Annotated in this window: 17 protein-coding genes; 15 read left to right on the top strand and 2 right to left on the bottom strand. The window is 47.4% G+C overall.

What is annotated here, in order from left to right:
• The first annotated feature begins 12 nt into the window (after window positions 1-12).
• The 14 genes from ACRRSX_RS19170 (at window position 13) to tldD (ending at window position 17,585) form a co-directional block, all read left to right on the top strand.
• Window positions 13-501 carry a prepilin-type N-terminal cleavage/methylation domain-containing protein gene (locus tag ACRRSX_RS19170; protein WP_432455985.1) on the top strand — a complete coding sequence of 163 codons (489 nt, stop codon included), beginning with the start codon at window positions 13-15 and terminating at the stop codon, window positions 499-501.
• 47 nt (window positions 502-548) lie between these two features.
• A complete protein-coding gene (locus ACRRSX_RS19165) occupies window positions 549-1,022 on the top strand; it encodes a pilus assembly FimT family protein (RefSeq protein ID WP_432455986.1) in 474 nt (157 codons plus the stop codon).
• A complete protein-coding gene (locus tag ACRRSX_RS19160; protein ID WP_432455987.1) occupies window positions 1,012-1,560 on the top strand; it encodes a type IV pilus modification PilV family protein in 549 nt (182 codons plus the stop codon). Before ACRRSX_RS19165 ends, ACRRSX_RS19160 begins: the two co-directional genes overlap by 11 nt.
• Window positions 1,560-2,372 (top strand): PulJ/GspJ family protein, encoded by an 813-nt coding sequence (locus tag ACRRSX_RS19155; RefSeq protein ID WP_432455988.1) that lies wholly within the window; start codon window positions 1,560-1,562, stop codon window positions 2,370-2,372. The genes ACRRSX_RS19160 and ACRRSX_RS19155 overlap by 1 nt, the downstream gene beginning before the upstream one ends.
• Complete coding sequence (locus tag ACRRSX_RS19150; protein WP_432455989.1) at window positions 2,344-2,811, top strand: hypothetical protein; 468 nt, start codon at window positions 2,344-2,346, stop codon at window positions 2,809-2,811. Before ACRRSX_RS19155 ends, ACRRSX_RS19150 begins: the two co-directional genes overlap by 29 nt.
• Complete coding sequence (locus ACRRSX_RS19145; RefSeq protein ID WP_432455990.1) at window positions 2,808-6,341, top strand: DUF6701 domain-containing protein; 3,534 nt, start codon at window positions 2,808-2,810, stop codon at window positions 6,339-6,341. Before ACRRSX_RS19150 ends, ACRRSX_RS19145 begins: the two co-directional genes overlap by 4 nt.
• Before the next feature lie 596 nt (window positions 6,342-6,937).
• Window positions 6,938-7,981, top strand: a complete 1,044-nt coding sequence (locus ACRRSX_RS19140) for a rod shape-determining protein (protein ID WP_432455991.1) — start codon at window positions 6,938-6,940, stop codon at window positions 7,979-7,981.
• Between the two features lie 80 nt (window positions 7,982-8,061).
• Complete coding sequence (gene mreC / locus ACRRSX_RS19135; RefSeq protein WP_432455992.1) at window positions 8,062-8,877, top strand: rod shape-determining protein MreC; 816 nt, start codon at window positions 8,062-8,064, stop codon at window positions 8,875-8,877.
• 28 nt (window positions 8,878-8,905) lie between these two features.
• Window positions 8,906-9,391, top strand: coding sequence for a rod shape-determining protein MreD (gene mreD, locus ACRRSX_RS19130; RefSeq protein WP_432455993.1), 486 nt, complete (start codon window positions 8,906-8,908; stop codon window positions 9,389-9,391).
• Entirely contained in the window at window positions 9,376-9,966 is a 591-nt protein-coding gene (locus ACRRSX_RS19125) for a Maf family protein (protein WP_432455994.1), read from the top strand. Before mreD ends, ACRRSX_RS19125 begins: the two co-directional genes overlap by 16 nt.
• A gap of 6 nt (window positions 9,967-9,972) precedes the next feature.
• Window positions 9,973-11,442 (top strand): ribonuclease G, encoded by a 1,470-nt coding sequence (rng, locus tag ACRRSX_RS19120; protein ID WP_432455995.1) that lies wholly within the window; start codon window positions 9,973-9,975, stop codon window positions 11,440-11,442.
• A 4-nt stretch (window positions 11,443-11,446) separates the two neighbouring features.
• A complete protein-coding gene (locus ACRRSX_RS19115) occupies window positions 11,447-15,310 on the top strand; it encodes a YhdP family protein (protein ID WP_432455996.1) in 3,864 nt (1,287 codons plus the stop codon).
• A complete protein-coding gene (locus ACRRSX_RS19110; protein ID WP_432455997.1) occupies window positions 15,310-16,134 on the top strand; it encodes a carbon-nitrogen hydrolase family protein in 825 nt (274 codons plus the stop codon). Before ACRRSX_RS19115 ends, ACRRSX_RS19110 begins: the two co-directional genes overlap by 1 nt.
• A gap of 5 nt (window positions 16,135-16,139) precedes the next feature.
• Window positions 16,140-17,585 carry a metalloprotease TldD gene (gene tldD, locus ACRRSX_RS19105; RefSeq protein ID WP_432455998.1) on the top strand — a complete coding sequence of 482 codons (1,446 nt, stop codon included), beginning with the start codon at window positions 16,140-16,142 and terminating at the stop codon, window positions 17,583-17,585.
• Window positions 17,586-17,609: 24 nt separating this feature from the next.
• Here tldD and yjgA read toward each other — a convergent pair whose 3' ends face one another.
• A complete protein-coding gene (gene yjgA / locus ACRRSX_RS19100; protein WP_432455999.1) occupies window positions 17,610-18,116 on the bottom strand; it encodes a ribosome biogenesis factor YjgA in 507 nt (168 codons plus the stop codon).
• Between the two features lie 374 nt (window positions 18,117-18,490).
• Here yjgA and pmbA point away from each other — a divergent pair, with 374 nt between their 5' ends.
• Window positions 18,491-19,828 carry a metalloprotease PmbA gene (pmbA, locus tag ACRRSX_RS19095; protein ID WP_432456000.1) on the top strand — a complete coding sequence of 446 codons (1,338 nt, stop codon included), beginning with the start codon at window positions 18,491-18,493 and terminating at the stop codon, window positions 19,826-19,828.
• A gap of 177 nt (window positions 19,829-20,005) precedes the next feature.
• Here pmbA and mgtE read toward each other — a convergent pair whose 3' ends face one another.
• Complete coding sequence (mgtE, locus tag ACRRSX_RS19090) at window positions 20,006-21,367, bottom strand: magnesium transporter (protein WP_432456001.1); 1,362 nt, start codon at window positions 21,365-21,367, stop codon at window positions 20,006-20,008.
• Window positions 21,368-21,578 lie beyond the last annotated feature (211 nt).

The raw sequence follows: 21,578 nt of genomic DNA, 5'->3' as shown, positions 1-21,578 counted from the left end.
AAGGATATAGAAATGAAAACAATGAAACAACAAGGCTTTACGCTCATCGAATTGGTGATTGTGATTATTATTTTGGGGATCTTGGCGGTGACCGCCGCACCAAAATTTCTGAATCTGTCGAACGATGCGCGTACATCGACGGTTTCAGGCCTTGAAGGCGCTTTGCGTGGCGGTATTAATATTGTTTATAGCCGTGCAGCGATTGATGGTGTAGAAGCCGAGGCCGATGACACTATTCAAATCGGTGGCGGGGATGTTACTACGGCATTTGGCTATCCTGCCGAAGCGGCTTTAACCACAGTGGCTGAACGTAATCGCTGGATAGATTTACCGACTGCCAATTGGACTATTACTGGCACCGCCCCGGTGGTGATCACCCCTGCAGGTTTCACTGAACCGAATAGTGCAGCAGCAGATACGGATAAATGTCGTGTCGAATATACCGAGTCTGCTGCTAATGGCGCAACGCCAGTGATTACCGCTTTTACTGGCGGCTGTTAATGAGTTAAGGGCTAGCTTCGGCTAGCCTTTATTAATTTTGGGTGCACTTGCATATCCCGCTAAGACCTCATTGCCGTTATACCGGTTTCACTCTGGTTGAACTGGTGATTACTCTCATCTTAATCGCTATTTTGGCGGTGACGGTGGCCCCAAAGTTTTTACGTAGTGGTGTTGATGAACTGAGTTTACGCGAGCAACTGGTGAGTCGTTTGCAGTTGGTGCAAACTCAGGCGATGAATCACTATCAGCGCTGCTTCTTCCTGCAAATAAGTGCCCACTCCTATTATTCTGGTGAAGTTGATTCGAGTGGTCGTTGCCGTGACCAGCCCATCGGTCCGACCACGGTCGAGTTCTCTGAGCGACTCACGGTGAGTCAGGGAAAGCTGGTATTTGATGGCATGGGGCGAGTCATTCTCGCCGACTCCAGCCTGTGTCGTCGCCTGCCTTGCCGTATTACTATTCAGGGAGAGCAACGCCAAGCCATTGTGATTGAGGCGGAGGGTTACATTCATGCCGAATAAGCATGTTGTGAGCCGTGCGGTGGTGCACGGGTTTACCCTGATTGAGCTGGTGGTTGGCATGGTGGTCATGGCGATAGCACTGGTGGTGATAAGCTCTTTTGTGGCGCCTTTGGCGCGGCGTAGCATCGATCCGGTTTATCAGATCCGCGCCGCTGAGTTGGGATCCAGTCTGATGAATGAGATCTTGACCAAATCCTTTGACCAGCGCTCTGATCATACGGGCGGAGGCCTCTGGCGTTGCGGCGAAGCGTCTGCACCAACCGCTTCTCAAACTTGTACGACTCGCGCAAATTATGGTCCCGATGGCGAGAGCCGTGCGCAGTATAACGATGTGGATGATTATGTGACCGATGGCCGGTATATCACCATCGACGATAGTCTGGGCGTCGATTTAGCCGATGTGTATCGTCATTATAGTTATCGAGTGGCGATTGATAGTTCGGAGCATGGGCAAAATCAGGCGAAACGGATTGACCTGTGGGTGAGAGCACCTAATTCGGTAGACTATGCTTTTAGTGCCTATCGGTGGAATTACTGATGAAGCGCCCGAGCGGTTTCACCCTCATCGAATTAGTGCTCACCATGGTACTGCTGGCGATTTTAGCCATCGCCAGCAGTGATTTTATTCGTACCGGTAGCTTAATTTATCGCCAAGGGGCCGACCGCCAGGTATTGCTCGGCGAGGCGCGTTTTGCCCTGCAACGTTTGAGTCGGGAGTTGCATAATAGCCTACCCAATAGTGCTCGCTTGGATCCCAATAAGAATAATCAAGCTGATTATTGCCTGAGTTTTGTGCCAACGCTTTCCAGTCATACCTATATTGACCTGCCCATTGCCCCGAATAGTGCAGTTTCTGCCAGTGTGGTCACTTCCCCAAGCCAGCCGGTGGTCACGGCGCAGGGCGATGCTTGGGCTAGTGTTTATGTATTAAGTAGCAATGAAGTTTTAAATGGCGTGGGTCAGTTGCTCGACGCTGGCTGTGATTTAGAGACCGGCAAAGTGTTTTGTCTAAATAGCATGAGCGCAGATGCGGGTTCAGGGCTGAGTACGCTCAATTTTGCCAATTCGGTGAGTTTTGCCAGTGGTTCTCCAGCGCAGCGTTTGTTTATTCTTAGTGAGCCGGTGCGCTACTGTGTCGAAGGCAGCAATTTAATCCGTTACCAGCCTGCGAGTGCTACCAATGGGATGTTGATGGCGAGTAAACTACAGATGCCAAGCTCGGTTCAGCCGTTTCGGGTTGTTGAGCCCAGCTTAACCCGAAACGGTTTAGTGAATCTGCGCCTGGCCTTTGTTGAAAATAATGAAGTAGTGGAATTTAATCATGACATTGTGGTGCTCAACCAACCGTAGTTTGTATCGCTTACCCTGTCGGTGCGACCGCCAGCGCGGTAGCGCCTTGCTGGTGGCTTTGTTTGTGATTGTGGTGATGGCGCTGCTGGGGGCGGGCTTAAGCAGCATGATCCAAGATACTTCGCGCAATGCCGCCTGGGAGGTCTTGGGCACCCGGGCCAACCTGGCCGCGGCATCGGGCTTGGAGCAGGCCTTGTCCGAGTTATTTCCGCTTAATCTGCCTAATCCTGCTGATTGTGCCGACGTGAACTCAAATCCCACGTTGACCGGTGAAGGTTTTGCCAAGTGTAGTGTGCAGCTTCGCTGTAATCACCTGGCGGTCTCGGCGGTGGGGTTATCTGATACGCGCTTTTTTGATTTGAGCGCCACCGCCAGCTGTGGCGCAGGTGGGGTGGCGGTACAACGCAGCCAAAGGGTACAGACCCGGAGTTCCTTATGAACTATTTAAAGCAGGTTGTTCGTTTGTTGTTTGATGGTGCTTCTGGTTTGGCCTTAAGCTTATTGGTGTCACACAGTGTTTGGGCGGTGGAATGTGGTGAAGTGTTCTCAGGGCCAATCGCGTCTTCAGCGCCAAATTCGGTACTTTCCATCGGTTATGAAGCGCAAATATTTGGTTCCAATCAAGGTCAGTTGGATGTTGCGGATATAGATAACGAGGGTTCTTTCACATATACCTGTCCTGACGCCAACCGAGATTGCCGGGTAAGCGGTGAGTTAGCTAATGACGGGACTAATGTTGCCGTTAAGAAAAAAAGTCGAGGCCAGTCCGTCAATGTTGGTTATCAAGAGAGCGTTACGCTTGGTGGCGGGGCCTACAACACCGATAATTTTGGCGATATTCGAGGCGGCACGCGAAGTGTCATTACTTTTTCAAGCCAACGCGATGAGTATTTCATCAAAAATATTGCTCTGGATTACCAGAGTGTTTTGCGCCTTTCACCAGGAAGCTATTGGATCGATGGAAATTTTGATCTCGGGGGTAATGCAAAGCTCGAAGTGCTGGGCAACAGCGGTACCGTTAAAATCTTTGTTAAAGAACACTTTATTACTGGCTATCAATCGCAACTTAATTTCAATGGCAATCCGCTACGATTAGCGATTTATACGCGAGACAGAATTGAGTTAGCTCAGGAGACCAAAGCTGCATTTGTTGCTTATGCTCGAAAAAATATTCGCCTAGAGTACCAAGCCGAAGTCAGCGGAGCCTTATTCTCTCGACACAAAATTATAGACTTAGCCCAAGGCAGCAAAGTTTACGGTGTTGCAAATGCTGGCGAAGTCGATTTTTCGCCGATGTGTGAAGGCACATATACCCCACCGCCAGTTTGTCCTGCGGGCTTGAATTTTTCTACTTATGATAGTCGCCCTTGGAATAGTGAGCGAAAACCGCGTTCGCCCGAAAATGCTAAGCAGTACCAGAAGCTTGTTAAGCAACAAGCGGTAGAGAAATACTATTTAGGCAGCTCTATTTTAACTCGGATTAATGGTGGCGGCCGAGATGTGAATCCTCACAGTTCACAACAAGATTACTACCTGGGAATTATCAGCGGTTATTTGAATGCCCCAGAATCAGGGACTTACCAGTTTGCGGTGGATGGGGATGATGCAGTTGAGCTGCTGATTGATGAGCAAGTGGTCACTGGCTACTATGGTCTACATAGTAAATCTGAACAACCGCAAAATCGAGTGTCTCTGAACTTGGCAAAAGGTTGGCACAAAGTTGAGTTTCGATATCATGAACATACAGGTAATGAGTATTATTATCTGTATTGGCAAAAACCTAGTGAGCATCGCTTAACTATTATTCCTGCGAGTCAATTTCAAACCTGTATTGGTGACCCGCCGGTGGGGGAGGCGGCGCTAAAACTGGAAGTGGCCTCTATCGGCTTAAGTTGTGAAGCGCATACCGTTACTTTAACCGCGCTGCTGGATGGTGCGGTTGATCAAAGCTTTCTCGGCTCGGTGGATTTAAGCAGCAGTAGCGGTAATGGCGAATGGGCAATCCTCAATCAGGCCAACAACGGTTATGGCAGCTTAAGCCCGAGTATGAATGGTGCGGCTCAGTATACTTTTGCAGCCGATGATCAAGGTCAAGTGCAGCTGAGTATCTTTCATGCCCTTGAGGGACAGACCAGTCTGAAAGCTCAGGATGGCAGTATTTTTGATAGTCAGAATGTTGATTTTAAAGCCTACGGTTTCAAAACTGAACTAAGCGGCAGCTATGGGGAGAACCCGCATATCGCGAATACCGATGCGCGTTTGCGCTTAACCGCCGTGGGTAAAAATCAAGATGGCCCGGGCTGCGCGCAGATCGTCAATTATACGGGCGAGAAATCGCTATCTTTTTGGAGTGACTACCTAAACCCCAGTCAGGGCTCGCAGGGCTTGAGTGTGAAGGGGACTGTAGTGGGCGCAGCAGAGGGTGAGGCGAGCGATGTGAAGGTTCAGTTTACCGCTGGTCAAAGTGAGAGCATCGCCTTGGTTTATCCCGATGCTGGCAAGATTGCGGTAAATTTTTGGGATAAAAATGACAGTATAGATGATGAGGGTCTGCAGACCTTACGTGCCAGTGTCAACCTGGATTGGCTGCCAGAGCGTTTTGTTTGGAGCGATGTTCGCTCCCCAAGCGGGAAGGAGAACCCGCAGGGGACGGCCTCAAGCGGAGATGGCTTTGTTGCCGCCGGCGCGCCCTTTGAGGCTGAACTGGTGGCGCTGAAGGGCAATTGCGATGGCCCGCTTACAGATTGTACCACGGCTAATTTTAAGCCCGAGTCGAGTCAGGCGGTGAAAGTCAGTCATCAATTAAATACTCCACTCGATCCCGATGGGAGTGGCCCGATAGAGGTGTTTGATGGTGAGCTAACGGTAGCTGATGTGACTTGGGAGAATGGGCGGGCGACTTATGAGGGTTTAGCCTGGAATGAGGTGGGGAGTATCGCCTTAAAGGCGCAGCTTGTCTCTTATCTCGATTATACTTTTCCACTGACCGCGGCCAATGGTGAGGTATTTACGCCGCAAGGCAGCGTTGATGTAGGCCGCTTTTATCCGGCATATTATGGCCTTGACTCCTCAGAGATTCGCGCGGGCTGTGGCAGTTTTACTTATTTGGGTCAACCGCAACAACAGTTAAGCTGGAAGATTGGCGCCTATAATACTGGTGGAGACTTGGTTAAGAATTATGATTCAGCTACCGATTATCGGGTGCAGGTGGTGGCTCAGGGCGGGGAGCCCAAGGATCATTGGCAGTTAGGTGGTTTGAGTGATGAGCAGGTGAATCAACGCTGGCTCATCGACCCGGTGCCGCAAGGCTGGTCGCAAGGCTGGTTTGAGCTCTCTTCCCCCGTAAGTTCCGGTTTAACTAAGCGCGAAGGCGTGGTTGGCGAAGAGCCGATTCGCGACATGGAGATTGGACTGGTTTTAATCGATCAAGATGGCGCGCAGTTTAACTGTAATGACGATGGTAGTTGTTCCTTAGGTCAAGCGCCGGAGTTTCGCCACGGGCGTTTGCGTTTGAACAATGCTTATGGCTCTGAGTTGCAGCCGATCGCGGCAACTGGTGAGGTGCAATATTTCTTAAATGGCCGTTATCAAGCCAATACTGAGGATACTTGTACCGATGTGAGTCAGAATATACTACAGGTTGCGCCCGAAGCGGCGGCACTGCCCTCGAACTTAGAAACAATTGCAGCTGTGGGGGAAGGAGCCAGCCGTGTGAAGGTCAGGTCGTCTGCGATAAATCAGGGCATTTTGTGGTTTGACTTTGCTTCTCCGGGGCAAAATAACACCGGCAGCGTGCAGTATTGGTTAGACTTCAATCCTGATAATCATCCTGCTAACCTTTGGTTGCGCGATGACTGGAATGGAGACGGCCGTTTCGATGATAATGATGATCAAGCCGGCGCAGGAGAAGTGAGTTTTGGGATCTTCCGCCAGAGTGAGCGCGTGATTGAGCGGCGGATGCTCTATTAAACAAAGCGTTTCGTGTTCAGTGAGCATCAGAACTTAAGGTCTGTGTCTCGCGTTGGTCAATCAGCTTGATGCAGTTGTTGGGACTTTCTTAGTGCAAGCTTATGATTTATATTATTTTTATTTGCTAGGCTTCGCTTAATTTTTTTGCGGTTTTTTTTGTTTCAAAGTGAGTGGTCGCTTGTTGTAAGGGCTGTTAAGAGGCGAGACTTAAGCCATGTTTTATAACAAAAGTAGAGCGATTGGAGCTCCAGCTTGAGGCTTCGGTGGATTGATACGGCATCAGCCAATTCAGATTCGCGGTTGCACTTTACTGGCTTGGCTTCGCCAAACGAGCGATCAGTATCACCAGATGAGTCGCAGCTATCGGGCTCAATTGATATACGGCCTTACTCATCAGCTTGAAAGTCTATCGATCCTGCTGTTTTGTTTATAAAATGTGCAACACCGCTGTGGTGAAGTCTGATCTTCGGTGATAGTCCTCACTATACTTTGTTTGAAACCAGAGTATGCTTGCTCATCTTGGCCTGCATTGGTAAAGTGAGCCAAGTTTTAATCGCTTATCATCGATACTATTTCTTCTCAGGATTTGCCTAGCTATGTTTAAAAAGCTTCGAGGCTTGTTTTCTAACGATTTGTCTATTGACTTAGGAACAGCTAATACACTTATTTATGTTAAAGATCAGGGGATCGTGCTTAACGAGCCTTCAGTTGTCGCGATTCGTCAAGAACGTGGTGGTAGCCCTAAAAGTGTAGCGGCTGTAGGACATGCCGCCAAGCAAATGTTGGGGCGTACTCCCGGTAATATTTTAGCGATCCGTCCTATGAAAGACGGTGTGATTGCCGATTTCTATGTGACCGAAAAAATGTTGCAGCATTTCATCAAACAGGTTCACGATAATAACTTTTTACGCCCAAGCCCACGGGTCTTGGTGTGTGTGCCTTGTGGTTCTACTCAGGTTGAGCGCCGCGCCATTCGTGAATCGGCGATGGGTGCAGGTGCCCGAGAGGTGTATTTAATTGATGAGCCAATGGCCGCTGCGATTGGTGCAGGTTTACCGGTATCGGAAGCGACCGGATCGATGGTCGTGGATATTGGTGGCGGGACCACCGAAGTGGCTATTATCTCATTGAATGGAGTGGTTTATTCATCTTCGGTACGGATCGGCGGTGATAAGTTCGACGATGCGATTATTAATTACGTGCGCCGCAATTATGGCAGCTTGATTGGCGAAGCAACTGCAGAACGCATTAAACACGTGATTGGTTCTGCCTATCCTGGCGATGAGGTGCGCGAAATAGAAGTTCGTGGGCGTAATTTAGCGGAAGGTGTGCCAAGAAGTTTCACCTTGAATAGCAATGAAATTTTAGAAGCCCTGCAAGAGCCTTTATCTGGCATTGTGAGTGCGGTGATGGTTGCCTTAGAGCAAAGCCCGCCGGAGTTAGCTTCAGATATTTCTGAACGTGGCATGGTATTGACCGGTGGCGGTGCTTTGGTGCGTGATTTAGATCGTTTACTCATGGAAGAAACCGGTATTCCGGTTGTTGTTGCTGATGATCCGCTCACGTGTGTTGCTCGTGGTGGTGGTAAGGCCATTGAAATGATCGATATGCATGGCGGCGATTTATTTCATTACGAATAAATCCGCTGCAATGGCGAGTGCTTGATTAGCCTCGCCATTTCTCTTCTAAATCACTCAGAAAATTATTCAGGTAAAGACCGATGAAACCCATCTTCGGCTCAGGTCCATCTATAGAACTTCGCCTTTTATTGGCGATTGCCTTGTCTTTATTTCTTATCTTCGCCGACAGTAAACTATTGGCCTTTCAGCCTTGGCGGATCTATTTGCATTCATTGGTCAGTCCTTTGCAATATATTGCCAATATGCCGGGTCAGTTGATGGATTCAATGTCTGATCAGTTGGAGACTCGTCAACAGCTAAAACAGCAGAATAACATCTTAAAAGAACAGCTGTTGCTGAATCGGGCGGATCAGTTATTGTTGGAAAGTTTAGCCAAGGAAAATGCTCGTTTACGCGCCTTGCTGGGCTCGCCTGTGCGTCACGATAGTCGCAAGCTGGTGGCCGAAATTATGGCGGTGGATTCGGATCCATTTTCTCATCAAGTGGTGATCGACAAAGGTCAACTTGATGGTGTGTTCGAAGGTCAGCCGGTGATTAACGATGTGGGAGTGATTGGCCAGGTACTACATGTGGGCACCACCACCAGTCGAGTACTATTGATCACCGATGCCAGTCATGGCATTCCAGTGCGGATTGCCCGTAATGACATCCGGGCGGTGGCGAATGGCACCGGAGAGCTGGGTCGGTTACAGTTACCGCATATTCCGCGTAGTACTGATATTGTTGAAGGCGATGTATTAGTCACATCTGGTTTGGGGGGGGTATTTCCTGAAGGTTATCCGGTTGCGCTGATTAGTCGTTTTGCTTATCAAGAGGGCAAGCCCTATGCTGATGTGGTTGCGACGCCCTTGGTTCAGTTAGATCGTTTACGTTATTTATTATTGATTTGGCCGTGATAGTGGGTTCGGCAACAAAGGCTTTTGCATGTTAGAAAAAATTAATGGTCGCGGGACCATTCTCTGTTGTCATTTAATTGCCTTAATATTGGCGATTATTCCCTTGCCTTTGGTCGCCGATGCTTTTCGTCCCGACTGGGTATTGCTGGGGGTGTTTTATTGGACCATTGCCTTACCGCATCGCAGTAATGTGGGGAGTGCGTTTTTAGTCGGATTTATCCTTGATATTCTGCTGGGTTCAACTTTGGGTGTTAGGGCGCTTGCGATGTCGATCGTCGCCTATCTTGCGGCGACCAATTTTACCCGTTTACGCAATTTTTCGGTGTGGCAACAAGCCTTGGTTGTTGCTGTGATGGTTGCCCTTGCGAAGTTGGTGGTATTTTGGGCCGAATATTTAGTGCTGGATATACATCTGCCTGAGGGGTATTTCTATCCTGTGATTACTTCTGCGGTTGCTTGGCCATGGATATTCTTATTGTTACGTAAATTGCGTCGCCAATGGAAAATAACGTGAAGCAAGCTTACCCGCTGATTTTGGCTTCGGCCTCCCCCCGAAGAATCGAGTTACTCACTCAGTTGGGCTGGGCCTTTAGTGTGCAAGCGGCCGATATTGATGAAGCGGTGTTAGCAAATGAAACGCCAGAGCAATTAGTGAGGCGTTTGGCGGAGCAAAAGGCGGCGCTTATATATCGTCAGCAAACGGATGCGAACAGCGCAGTGCTGGGGTCGGATACAATCGTAGTTTGTCAGGGGCAGATTTTAGGGAAACCAAAAGATCAGGCCGATAGTCAACGAATGCTTCAGTTGTTAAGTGCCAAGCAGCATCGAGTGATGACTGCTGTGTGTTTGTATTATCAAGATCAGCCCCATACCGAATTGGTCACCACTCAGGTGAAGTGCTGTGCTATTTCTATGCAGCAAATGAGCGACTATTGGGCTAGCGGCGAACCCTGCGATAAAGCAGGGAGTTATGCGATCCAAGGGATCGGTGGTAAATTTGTTGAAGCGATTGAGGGCAGCTATAGCTCGGTGGTCGGGCTTCCCTTAGTTGAAACCGATCGTTTACTTCATTGTTATTTAACTTGCTAGGTTACTATGTCAGCAGAATTATTGATTAACGTCACTCCAACTGAAACCCGTGTTGCTTTAGTCGATAGCGGGATCTTGCAAGAAACGCATGTTGAGCGTGATGCGCGTCGTGGAATTGTTGGCAACATGTATAAAGGGCGAGTGAGCCGAGTGCTACCTGGAATGCAAGCTGCATTTGTTGATATCGGTTTAGATAAAGCGGCTTTCTTGCATGCATCGGATATTGTGCCCCATACCGAATGTGTGGATGTTACCGAGCAAGAACACTTCCAAGTGGGTAATATCGCCGAATTGGTTCGCCAAGGTCAAGATATTATGGTGCAGGTGGTGAAAGATCCCTTAGGCACTAAAGGGGCTCGTTTAACCACCGATATTACGCTGCCTTCACGCTATTTAGTTTTTATGCCGGGCAGCAGCCATGTTGGTGTCTCACAACGTATTGAGAGCGAGGAAGAACGGGAACGGCTGAAAGATATTTGTGCCGATTTTGTGGACGAACTGGGTGGTTTTATCATTCGTACTGCAGCCGAAGGGGTTGGCGCAGAAGAGCTAGAGCGAGATGCTGCTTTCTTAAAGCGGGTATGGCGTAAAGTTTTACAACGAAAAGAAAGCTCCGCCTGCAAAAGCCAGTTGTACGCAGAGCTAAATTTAGCTCTGCGTATTATTCGTGATTTTGTCGGCACTCACTTGGATCGGATCCGAGTAGATTCTCGGGAAACCTATGAACAGTTGATTTCTTTTTGTGCTGAATTTGTGCCCGAGTTTACCGAGATCCTAGAGTACTATGCTGGTGAGCAACCTATTTTTGATTTGTTTGATATTGAAAACGAAATCCAACGAGCCTTAAAACGCCGGGTTGATTTAAAGTCGGGTGGGTATTTGATCATCGATCAAACTGAAGCGATGACCACCATTGATATTAATACCGGCGCTTTTGTCGGCCACCGAAATCTTGAAGAAACAATTTTTAATACCAATATCGAAGCGACACAATCAATTGCTCGTCAATTACGTTTACGTAATTTAGGTGGTATTGTGATCATCGACTTCATCGATATGTCTGAGACGGAACACCAGCGCCGAGTGTTGCATAGTCTAGAGCTCGCCTTAGCAAAAGATCGTGCGAAAACCAATATCAGTGGTTTTTCACAGCTTGGTTTGGTGGAGATGACGCGTAAGCGTACTCGAGAAAGTATTGAACATATTCTTTGCGGCGAGTGTCCAACCTGTCGTGGTCGTGGAACTGTGAAAACAGTAGAAACGGTTTGTTATGAGGTTTTACGGGAGGTGATACGGGTGAACAGAGCTTATGATGCTGATAATTTCATCGTGTATGCGTCGACTCAAGTTGCGGAGATGTTAGTGGGTGAAGAGTCCCATAGTTTGGCGGAGCTAGAGGTGTTTATTGGCAAGCAAGTGAAGATCCAAACTGAACCGATGTATAGCCAAGAACAATTCGATGTGGTCTTAATGTAGATCTATGTTGAAGGCTTTCTCCCGAAGTGCTCGTCAATGTTGGCATGGTTTAGCGCTATTATTAGTTATTGTTGCCGTGTGCTTAAGTTTAGCTCGCGGCATTTTAGCATTTGCCAGCCATTATAAAGATGACATTGCCGCTTGGTTGATTAAAGGGCAGGACGCTAGCCTGAGTATTGGTCAGCTTAATGCTCGTTTACATAATTTCCGTCCGATGTTGGTATTTGAAAATAGCCAAATTGCCATCGGTAAAGATCGTGATACTCAGTTTCACGTTGATGCCTTAATGCTAGAACTAGATCTTTGGCAAACACTGGAACAGAGAAAGGTGGTGTTTAAAGATTTGGTGCTAGATGGCTTGAGTTTTCAGCTGGATGTAGCACCTTCTGAATCAGAAGAAACGATCGATTACTCACATTCTTATCAAGCGATTGCTGATACCTTTTTGGAGCAGTTAACTCGTTTTAGCCTCACCAATAGTATCATCCTACTGAACTTCCCTGAGCATCAACTTAAACTCGATATTGCGAATTTGGATTGGCTGAATAGCAATGGCCTCCATCAGGGCGATGGAGAAGTGCGGATCGGTCAAGGTTTGGAGAGTGGACGGGTTAAATTTCGAGTGGACTTAAGCGGTGATGCCAGTCAAATAAAGCAGTTGAGCGGGCATTTTTTCGCGGAAGCGGAACATCTTAATGTAAATACCATCCCGCTACTTTCTGGGAAAGTTTCCAGCCAATTGAGCAGTGACTTAAATCTTTCGTTATGGGGCGATTTTGGTGCGAAACAGCAGCAACGTTGGGTCATGCAATGGCAGCCGAGTAGTGTATTCTGGGGAGCAGAAGAATTACAGCAGCTGCACATTAATGGTGGTTTGTTACAGGCGCTGCAAGTGGGTCAACAATGGCGGGTGGATAAACTGCCGTGGGTACTGAACATGAATGGTCAGCCCAACAGTGACTTTGACTTACAGGCTGTGGTGAGTCAACAGCGGCAACTTTGGCAGATCCAACATTTGGATCTTGCAGCCTGGTCTGGCGCGATAGATTGGTTGGCTGCCGATAAGCAAGATATTGCATGGTCGAAATTGCTACAGGCGGGTACTCTGGAGCAATTGAAGCTTGAATACTTACCGCTTAGCAAGCGGTGGCAATATCAGGCGCAACTATCGGATTTAAGCGCTCAAGGGCAGTCTTTTATTCCAAGTTTTGAGCAGTTAAATGTTCACTTAGCGGGTGATGAACAAAGGGCTCAAGTGCATTTTAAACAACAGGGGAAGTTTGGCCTGGCGGTTCAATTTTCTGAAACCTTTGAAATCGAGGCTTTTGATTCAGTGGTAAATATCGATTTTGCTGATTCAGCGCTTCGCTTAAGTAGTGCCTATACTCAGTTACGAACCCCTGAATTAGATCTGCTCGCCCAGTGGTCTTTGCAATGGCCAAAGCAGGGTCAATGGCCATTACTCAGCCTAATCGCCAACGCAGAAGTTAAAGATGCGGCAAAAGCCTATCGTTATTACCCCAAAATTATGCCGGGTAAGGTGTTCGATTACCTTAAACCAGCCTTATTAGCGGGCCAAGCCAAGCATAGTCAGGTGTTGTGGTACGGACAACTCAATCATTACCCCTATCAGCAACACGATGGTATCTTTCAAGCTTTTGTTCCACTGAAAGATGCCCGTTTTAAATTTGACCCTCATTGGCCAAACCTAGAGAAGCTGCAGCTTGATCTACTGTTTCAAAATGATGGCTTGTTTATGGAAAGCAACCAAGCGCTCTTGGGAGCGGTACCAGCACAACGGATTACTGCGAGTATTCCTGAATTTCACCATGATTCAGAGTTATTTATCACTGGTGATATCAAGGCGCCCGCAAAGGCCGTGGCTGACTATTTGATGCAATCTCCGGTCACAGCCTTAAGTAGTAGCTTGCAGCAACTGCCGTTAAGCAATGGTGATGTTGCGGGGCAGGTGTATCTTCATATCCCCTTATCTGGCGGCGAAGTAGAAGTGAATGGTCATGTTGACTTTTTGGGGAATAATTTGGCCATTATTCCTACTGGGATGAAGCTTAACCAACTCAAAGGACGGCTGTCTTTTCAAAATGAGAAGTTGCATAGTAATAAACTCAGTGCGATTTGGCGTGGCATGCCGCTGGATGTAAAATTAAAGACTGAGGCACAAGCGGCTCATTATCAGCTTGATTTCGATCTCGCTGGGCGTTGGAAAATCAACGCAGCAGAGCGCGCTTTTGGTTTACCTTTAAGCGAGTATGCGACAGGTGACTTAGCCTGGCAGGGTGATCTAAATATTCAGTTGAAGCCGCAAGGCTTATTTGACTATCGTGGTGATTTTCGCTCTGAATTACTGGGTTTAGCATCACGGCTTCCCGCGCCCTTGGGGAAAACTAAAACGCAGCTCTGGCCGACAGCCTTAAGTGTGAGTGGTAATAATCAAGCCAGTGATATTCGTTTGGAAAGCAATCAGTTGGTCTCCGCAGAGCTGACATTAAGTTATCAAAATGAGCAGAAAAAAATCACTCATGGTCTACTGAATCTGGGCGCCAATAATGATCTGCTTTGGCAGGGCAATGGTTTAGCGATGTCTTTTGATTTTGCTGAACTTGAACTGCAACCTTGGTTGAAGTGGATGAAACAACAAGCTAATTTTGTTCCGCAAGAAAAACTGAGTGACTTTCGCAACGTGAGTTTTGAGCGCCCGCCCCTCATGTTTATTCGCGGCAAGGTTCAGCAAGCTCATTTATTGGAACAAGATCTCGATAATTTTGATTTTGCCTATCTTCCTTTGAGTAAAACTCAGTTGCAAATTAGTTCGGATCAATTGTTGGCAAGTATTGCTGCGCCCTCTCAGCCCAGTCTCGAAATGCCAGTACAGGTCAAGATTGAAAAAGCCATATTACCGAATTTGAAGTTTAGTCTTGAGCCTGACAACCGCGCCTCTGAGTCGGCGGATTCGGAATCATTGTTCGCCCCTGAGCCGGTTTCGTTATTGCAACGATTACCGCCTTTTGTGCTTGAATGTGATGCTTGCCAATTTGCAGATTATCGTCTGGGTAAGCTTAAGCTGGATATGCCAATAGTGGATCATCGTCTGGAAAATGGTCGCTTATGGATTGATTGGGGACATAGTCAGCTCACTTCTGCGTTGTTTTGGACCGAAAGCGAACACGGAGAACAAGCGGGAGTGGCTGGAACTTTGAATAGTGACAGCATGGAGCAGATGATTGAAACGATGGGCATAACCAGCCCACTCAAAAGAACGCCGGCAAACTTTAGCTTTGACCTTAGCTGGCAAGATGCACTTTATCGGCCTCAAAAAGGGTCTCTAGATGGCAAACTATCGATGAAAACAGGTAGTGGTGCCCTCACCGAAATGAGCGATAAAGGTACTCGCTTATTGACTTTAGCTAGTCTCGATACGATTCGACGACGTTTGAAACTTGATTTTAGTGACGTGTTTGAGAAGGGCCTGCACTTTGATTCAATGAGTGGCTCGATCAATTTAAAACATGGGGTAGCTGATAACCAAGATTTTTATTTGGATGGGGTCGCCGGTACCATGCGTGGTAAAGGAAAAGTTGATTTTGGGGATGGTAAAGTTGATTATTTAGTAAGTTATTCACCTAAAGTGACTTCTAGCTTACCCGTTTTAGCCGCTTTTTTGGTTACCCCTGTGACGGGGGTTGCAGTACTTGCGCTATCGAAGTTACTTGAGCCGGTGGTGGAAGTGGTGACTCAAATTGATTTTGCTCTTAAAGGTAATATTCGCCAGCCTGAATTAATTGAATTAGAACGCGTGAAACAAAAAATTGAAGTCCCCGATGAGTTTAGAAAGGAGAACGCACGTTAATGAATTTACTTGCCTTACAAATGAATTCGAGTGCCAACTTAGCTGACAACCTACAACAGGCAGAGCGCTTGCTCGCTCAGGCTAAACCACAAAGCGGAGATTTGGTGCTTTTGCCGGAAAATTTTGCGGCTTATGGGGTAGGGGAGCAGGGATATATGCAGCTGGCGGAAGCTTTAGGCGATGGACCGATCCAACAATGGCTCGCCGAGCAAGCTAAGCGCTATGGAATATATTTGGTGGCAGGCAGTATGCCAACGCTGGCCGAAGATGACACCCGTTGCTATACCTCATCTTTGGCTTTTTCCCCTCACGGCAAATTACTTCAGCATTACCACAAGTTGCATTTATTTGATGTTGATGTCGCCGACAATGTGGGGGCTTATCGAGAGTCAGATTATTTTATCGCGGGGCAGAATTTGGCGTGGTTTGATATTGGTGAATATCGAGTTGGGATGGCGATTTGTTTTGATTTGCGTTTCCCTTATTTATTTCAGCTGTTGCGCGAACAGGGCTGTGATATTGTATTACTACCAGCTGCATTCACCGCAGTGACGGGAGAGGCGCATTGGGGACCTTTATTACAGGCCCGAGCGATCGAAAATCAATTTTATTTGGTGGCGGCTAATCAAGCTGGCACCCACCATAACCAGCGCCAAACGTGGGGCCATTCGATGGTAGTTGACCCTTGGGGACGTTGTTTAGATATACAAGCGAGCGGAGAGTCTATGGCGCGAGCCGAATTTAATCCGCAGTTAATTCAACAAGTGAGAAGCAGTATGCCAGTGTCGTTGCACGGGCAATTACATTTAGGGTGGAGAAAATAATCACTATGTCGTTTGAAAAAGTCAGTCAATCCTTACTCTTGCCAAGTGGCATTGGCGAACAAGAGTTGAGCTTAGCGCTGGCTGAAGTGGCGAAGAACCAAATAGATTATGCCGATTTGTACTTTCAACATAGTCGACATGAATCTTGGGTTTTAGAAGATGGCATCGTGAAAGAAGGCAGCTATAACATTGAACAAGGGGTTGGGGTTCGTGCGATCAGTGGAGAGCAGACCGGTTTCGCCTACTCGGATGTGATTAATCCCAATGCTTTAATGCAGACTTGTCAGGCGGCCAGAGGGATCAGCTCGCCAGCCTCAAGGGGCAACTTAAAGCCTTTTAAACGGGTCGCAGCGGAACAGTATTATCAAGCCAATAACCCCTTGGTTAGTTTATCTAATCAACAGAAGATTGCCTTATTAGAACGCGCCGACAAGTATGCTCGTAGCTTAGATCCTGCGGTTAACCAAGTGATCGTGAGCTTGAGTGGGGTCTACGAAGAAGTATTAATCGCAGCTAGTGACGGTACCTTAGCTGCGGATATTCGGCCATTAATTCGTTTCAATTGTAGTGTCTTAGTCGAACGTAAACAGCGCCGTGAACGCGGATCTGCGGGCGGTGGTGGACGTCAGAATTATAGTTATTTCCTTGAAGAAGTTGATGGCTGTGAACGGGCGATGGTTTATGTGAAAGAAGCGGTACGCCAAGCTTTAGTGAATTTAGAAGCGGTGGATGCCCCAGCCGGACTGATGCCAGTAGTACTCGGTGCTGGCTGGCCAGGTGTGTTACTACACGAAGCGGTGGGACATGGTCTGGAAGGTGACTTTAATCGTAAAGGGTCTTCGGCATTTTCTGGTTGTATCGGACAACAGGTAGCTTCGCCATTATGTACTATTGTTGATGATGGTACGCTTGCCAACCGTCGGGGATCGGTGAGTATTGATGATGAAGGTACGCCTGGGCAATATAATGTATTAATTGAAAACGGTGTTCTGAAAGGGTATATGCAAGATAAGCATAATGCTCAACTGATGGATACTCAGTCGACTGGAAATGGACGCCGAGAGTCTTATGCACATCTGCCGCTTCCTCGCATGACCAATACTTATATGTTAGGTGGTGAAAGTGAGCCTGAAGAACTCATCGCTTCGGTGAAAAAAGGCATTTACGCGCCTAATTTTGGCGGAGGTCAGGTGGATATAACCTCGGGTAAGTTTGTCTTTTCGGCTTCGGAAGCGTACCTCATTGAAGATGGTAAGATTACTACGCCAATAAAAGGGGCAACCTTAATTGGTAGTGGCCCTGAAGCGATGCAACAAGTGTCGATGGTGGCGAATGACCTGTGTTTGGATCAAGGGGTTGGAGTCTGTGGTAAGGAAGGACAAAGCATTCCTGTGGGGGTTGGCCAGCCGAGTTTGAAACTTGATCAGCTTACCGTTGGTGGCACTGCATAAATGAAAAGGGCCTTGGCCCTTTTTTTAAGAGTGTAATTTGAGATATTTAAGCAAGTCCTGGTGAGCCTTAGCTGGTTTTTGCTGCTCTAATTCTTTTTTGGCTTGGCGGACCAACTGGCGCAATTTTTGACGCTCTAACGCTGGATTTTTTTCGACTAAGGCATTAATCGCAGGGTCCCCTTCTTCTATTAGCTGCTCTCGCCGTTTCTCTAGAGCTAACTGGGCCTGTGCTTGATAAATGTGTTTGTTGCGGATCTTATCTAAGCCAGCATTGATGCTTTCAATGTCTTCGGTTCTTAGTACTTTACCGATGTAATTCATATGGCGGCGTGCCGCTTCTCGTTTATCTTTCAAGCGTTTGGCAAGGGCAATTGCTTCTCTTAAGGTTGCGCTCATGCTGATGGACTCTATTTGTGGGTTGGTTAAACCCACTAATTCGACGCCCAATTTTTTCAGTTTATCGGCTTCACGCTTGATTTCTGATTTACTAATCCACTCATCTTCGTCTGTAAAGGACGGGTCATTACTCATTTTCTGTTACTCATAGCACTTTTCGCATATCTTACCAGTTCTTGGCTATGGCCGCTCGATGAGTTTTGTGGTGAAGAGGGTTTATCTTTAATGCTTACATTTGGGACTTGGCTGGTGGATTTTTGAACGGTGCTTTGGCTGTTGTTAGCTTGTCTCTCTGTGCCAAGCAGTAAGCGCTTATAAACGCTGGATCATGGCTTTGGCTAAAACCTTTGACTCTTTGTTGTAAGGCGTTTACTTATTGTTGCGAGGTGTTTGCTTAGAATGCTAAGCTGCATCACTTGAGCTGGGATAACATCCTAAGATCTCGAACGAAAATTGACCGCTATAGTTCAACAGGCCCGAGGGCCATACATGGAAATTAAAAAATCAAAATGAGCCCTGAAAAACAATCGAGCCAAGAACTCAGTCAATTAAAACAAGCTGTTGAGTTTGCGATTAAGCAAGCAAAACAACTTGGCGCGGATGAAGCCGAAGTGTCGATTTCGAAACAAACGGGAATTTGTGTTGCGACTCGTGATCAACAAGTGGAAACCCTTGAGTTTAATCATGACGGTGCGCTGGGGATTGCGGTGTATTCGGCGAATTGTAAGGGCAGTGCCTCAACCTCAGATCTGAGTCCAGAAGCTATCACCAATGCGGTGAAAGCGGCTTATGATATCTCTCAATATACATCGGCGGATAAAGCGGCAGGGATTGCAGATAAAGCATTACTAGCAACAGATATTGCGGATCTAGAATTATTTCATCCTCACCCATTGGAGCCTGAAAAATTTATTGAATTAGCCAAGCAATGTGAAGGCTTAGCTTTGAGCAATTCGCAGATTAAGGCCAGTGACGGGGCGAATGTGAATAGTCACTACGGGGTGAAGGTTTATGGAAACAGCCATGGTTTTGTTGAAGGCTATCCAACCAGCCGCCATAGCATTAGTTGCATGTTGATCGCCGGTGATAAAGAGATGCAGCGTGATTACGCCTATAGCGTGGCGCGTGATTTTGCCGATTTAGACAGTATTCAACAACTGGCCGACAAGGCGATTAGTAAAACCTTAGGTCGCCTCGGTAGTCGTAAAATAGCGACTTGTGAGGTGCCGGTGGTGTTTGACCAAGAGGTCGCGAGTGGCTTATTTGGCCACCTCGTGGGGGCGATTAGTGGTGGTAATTTGTATCGCCGTTCGTCTTTTTTACTCGATAGTTTGGGCAGTCAGCTGTTCCCTAGTTGGTTGTCGATCTACGAGGACCCTTTTATTAAAAAAGGCTTATCAAGTACTCCTTTTGATAGCGAAGGCGTGGCCCCGAAAGCGACCCATATTATTGCTGATGGGCGTTTAGAGAGCTATTTGTTAACCAGCTACTCGGCACGTAAACTGGGCATGCAAAGTACCGGTCATGCTGGTGGGATCCATAATTGGTTAGTGCAGCACAGTGGGATAAATCGGGCTGATTTGCTGAAGCAAATGGGAACCGGTTTATTGGTGACAGAGCTGATGGGCCAAGGCGTTAATTTGGTCACCGGTGATTATTCTCGAGGCGCGGCTGGTTATTGGGTTGAAAATGGTGAAATTGCTTTTCCGGTACATGAGATTACGGTAGCCAGTACCTTGCCAGAGATGTTTGCCAATATAGTTGCCATTGCGGATGACTTCGATAAAGAAAGCTCAATTCAAACCGGTTCAATATTGATTTCTTCGATGAAGATTGCGGGTAGCTAGTACTTGTTGCTCTTTCAGCGTCTATTTCTGTTTAAGATAAGCATTTTAACAGCGGCCTGTGGTATGCCGCTTTGTTTTCTCCGAAAATACAGCTCAAGCTTGCTTCAAAGATAAATTTTTCGTCAGCGCTTAGGCTGATTGATATTTAGTAGGAGCTTCGATTTAGATACTCCTGCCTTAAGCTAATACTAAGGTGGCCATACCTAAAAAGGAGAACAAGCCCATCACATCGGTGATGGTGGTTAAGGCCATTCCCCCCGCTAAAGCGGGGTCGATATTAAATTTTTTCATTAATAAGGGAATACTAACCCCAGCTAATCCGGCTAAGGACATATTAATGAACATCGCCCCAGCGATGATAATGCCTAAAGTCCAGTCACCTTTCCATAGGGTGATCACTACCGAAATAACACTCGCCCAAATTAAGCCATTTAACATACCGATTGCGGCTTCCTTACCGATCAACCAGCGAGAGTTGCCCTCGCCAATGTGGCCCACCGCAAGCCCCCGGATCACGAGCGCTAAAGTTTGATTGCCAGCGATGCCACCCATACTAGGAACAATAGTCATTAAGATCGCTAGCGTTGCCAATTGTTCAATCGTTGATTCAAACATATTGCTAATCGACGCTGCAATTAAAGCCGTACAAAGATTCACCGCTAGCCAGACGGTGCGCCGTTGAGTACTTTTTAAGACCGGGGCGAAGGTATCCTCATCATCGTCCATCCCCGCCATCCCCATCATCGAGTGTTCCGCATGCTCACGAATAATATCCACCACATCATCGATGGTAATTCGGCCTAACAAGCGCCCTTGTTCATCAACTACTGGGGCAGATATCCAGTCGTGGCGTTCAAACAGGGAAGCCACGTCATCTTCATCCATGGCGACCGGTATGGTTTCGGCATTACTATCCATTACCTCTCTGACGTTGACGCTTGGATTAACGGTGAGCAAGGTTGATAGTGGGATATCGCCGAGTAGTAAATCATTCTCATCGACAACATAAAGTGCATCCGTTGCCTCAGGAAGTTCGCCCCTAAGCCGCAAATAGCGCAATACAACATCAATACTGACATCTGCCCGCAGGGTGATGGTGTCGGTATTCATGATACTGCCAGCGGTGTCTTCTGGATAAGCGAGCGCAGCTTCGACTCGATGGCGGTCTTGGCCATCCATTTGCGACAACACCTCTTGATAGACACTATCGGGTAGGCTGCGAAGCACGTAGGCGATATCATCGGTGTCCATTCCCTCGGTCGCTGCAGCAAGGGTTTCGGGGGCCATTAATTGGAGTACCCCTTCCATGACATCTTCGTTTAATTCTTCGAGGATCTCACCGTGCTTTTCCGGATCGGTGAGTTGCCATAATACTTTTCGACCTGCGGGAGGGCTAGATTCTAATAGTAGAGCGACATCACAAGGCGGCATCTGATGAAGCATTCGCCTAACATGCACAAACATACCACTATCGAGCGCTTGGTTTAGCTCCTGTAGGCGTTTGTGTTGATTAGGATTTAACTCCATCTCTTCAGGCATAAGCGGTCCTTATAGTCGTGTAAAGATTAAACCACGCTTTTAGAGCGGGTGAACCTGTCGCGGATGGTACAAAGGTTTTCAGCGGAACCCTTTGGGTAACATGTGTCACAGTTTACGGCTTGAGTACCTGCATCAGTGCTGTTTCTACGCGATAGGCTCTGCCTTGTCCGCTACGATATAAATATTCACTAAAAATGCAACAGGACTTAGT

Source organism: Agarivorans sp. QJM3NY_30 (genome assembly GCF_050870855.2).
Classification (GTDB): Bacteria; Pseudomonadota; Gammaproteobacteria; order Enterobacterales; family Celerinatantimonadaceae; genus Agarivorans.
The sequence above is the reverse complement of the archived record's forward strand: the minus strand, read 5'-3'. Positions and strand labels throughout refer to the sequence as shown.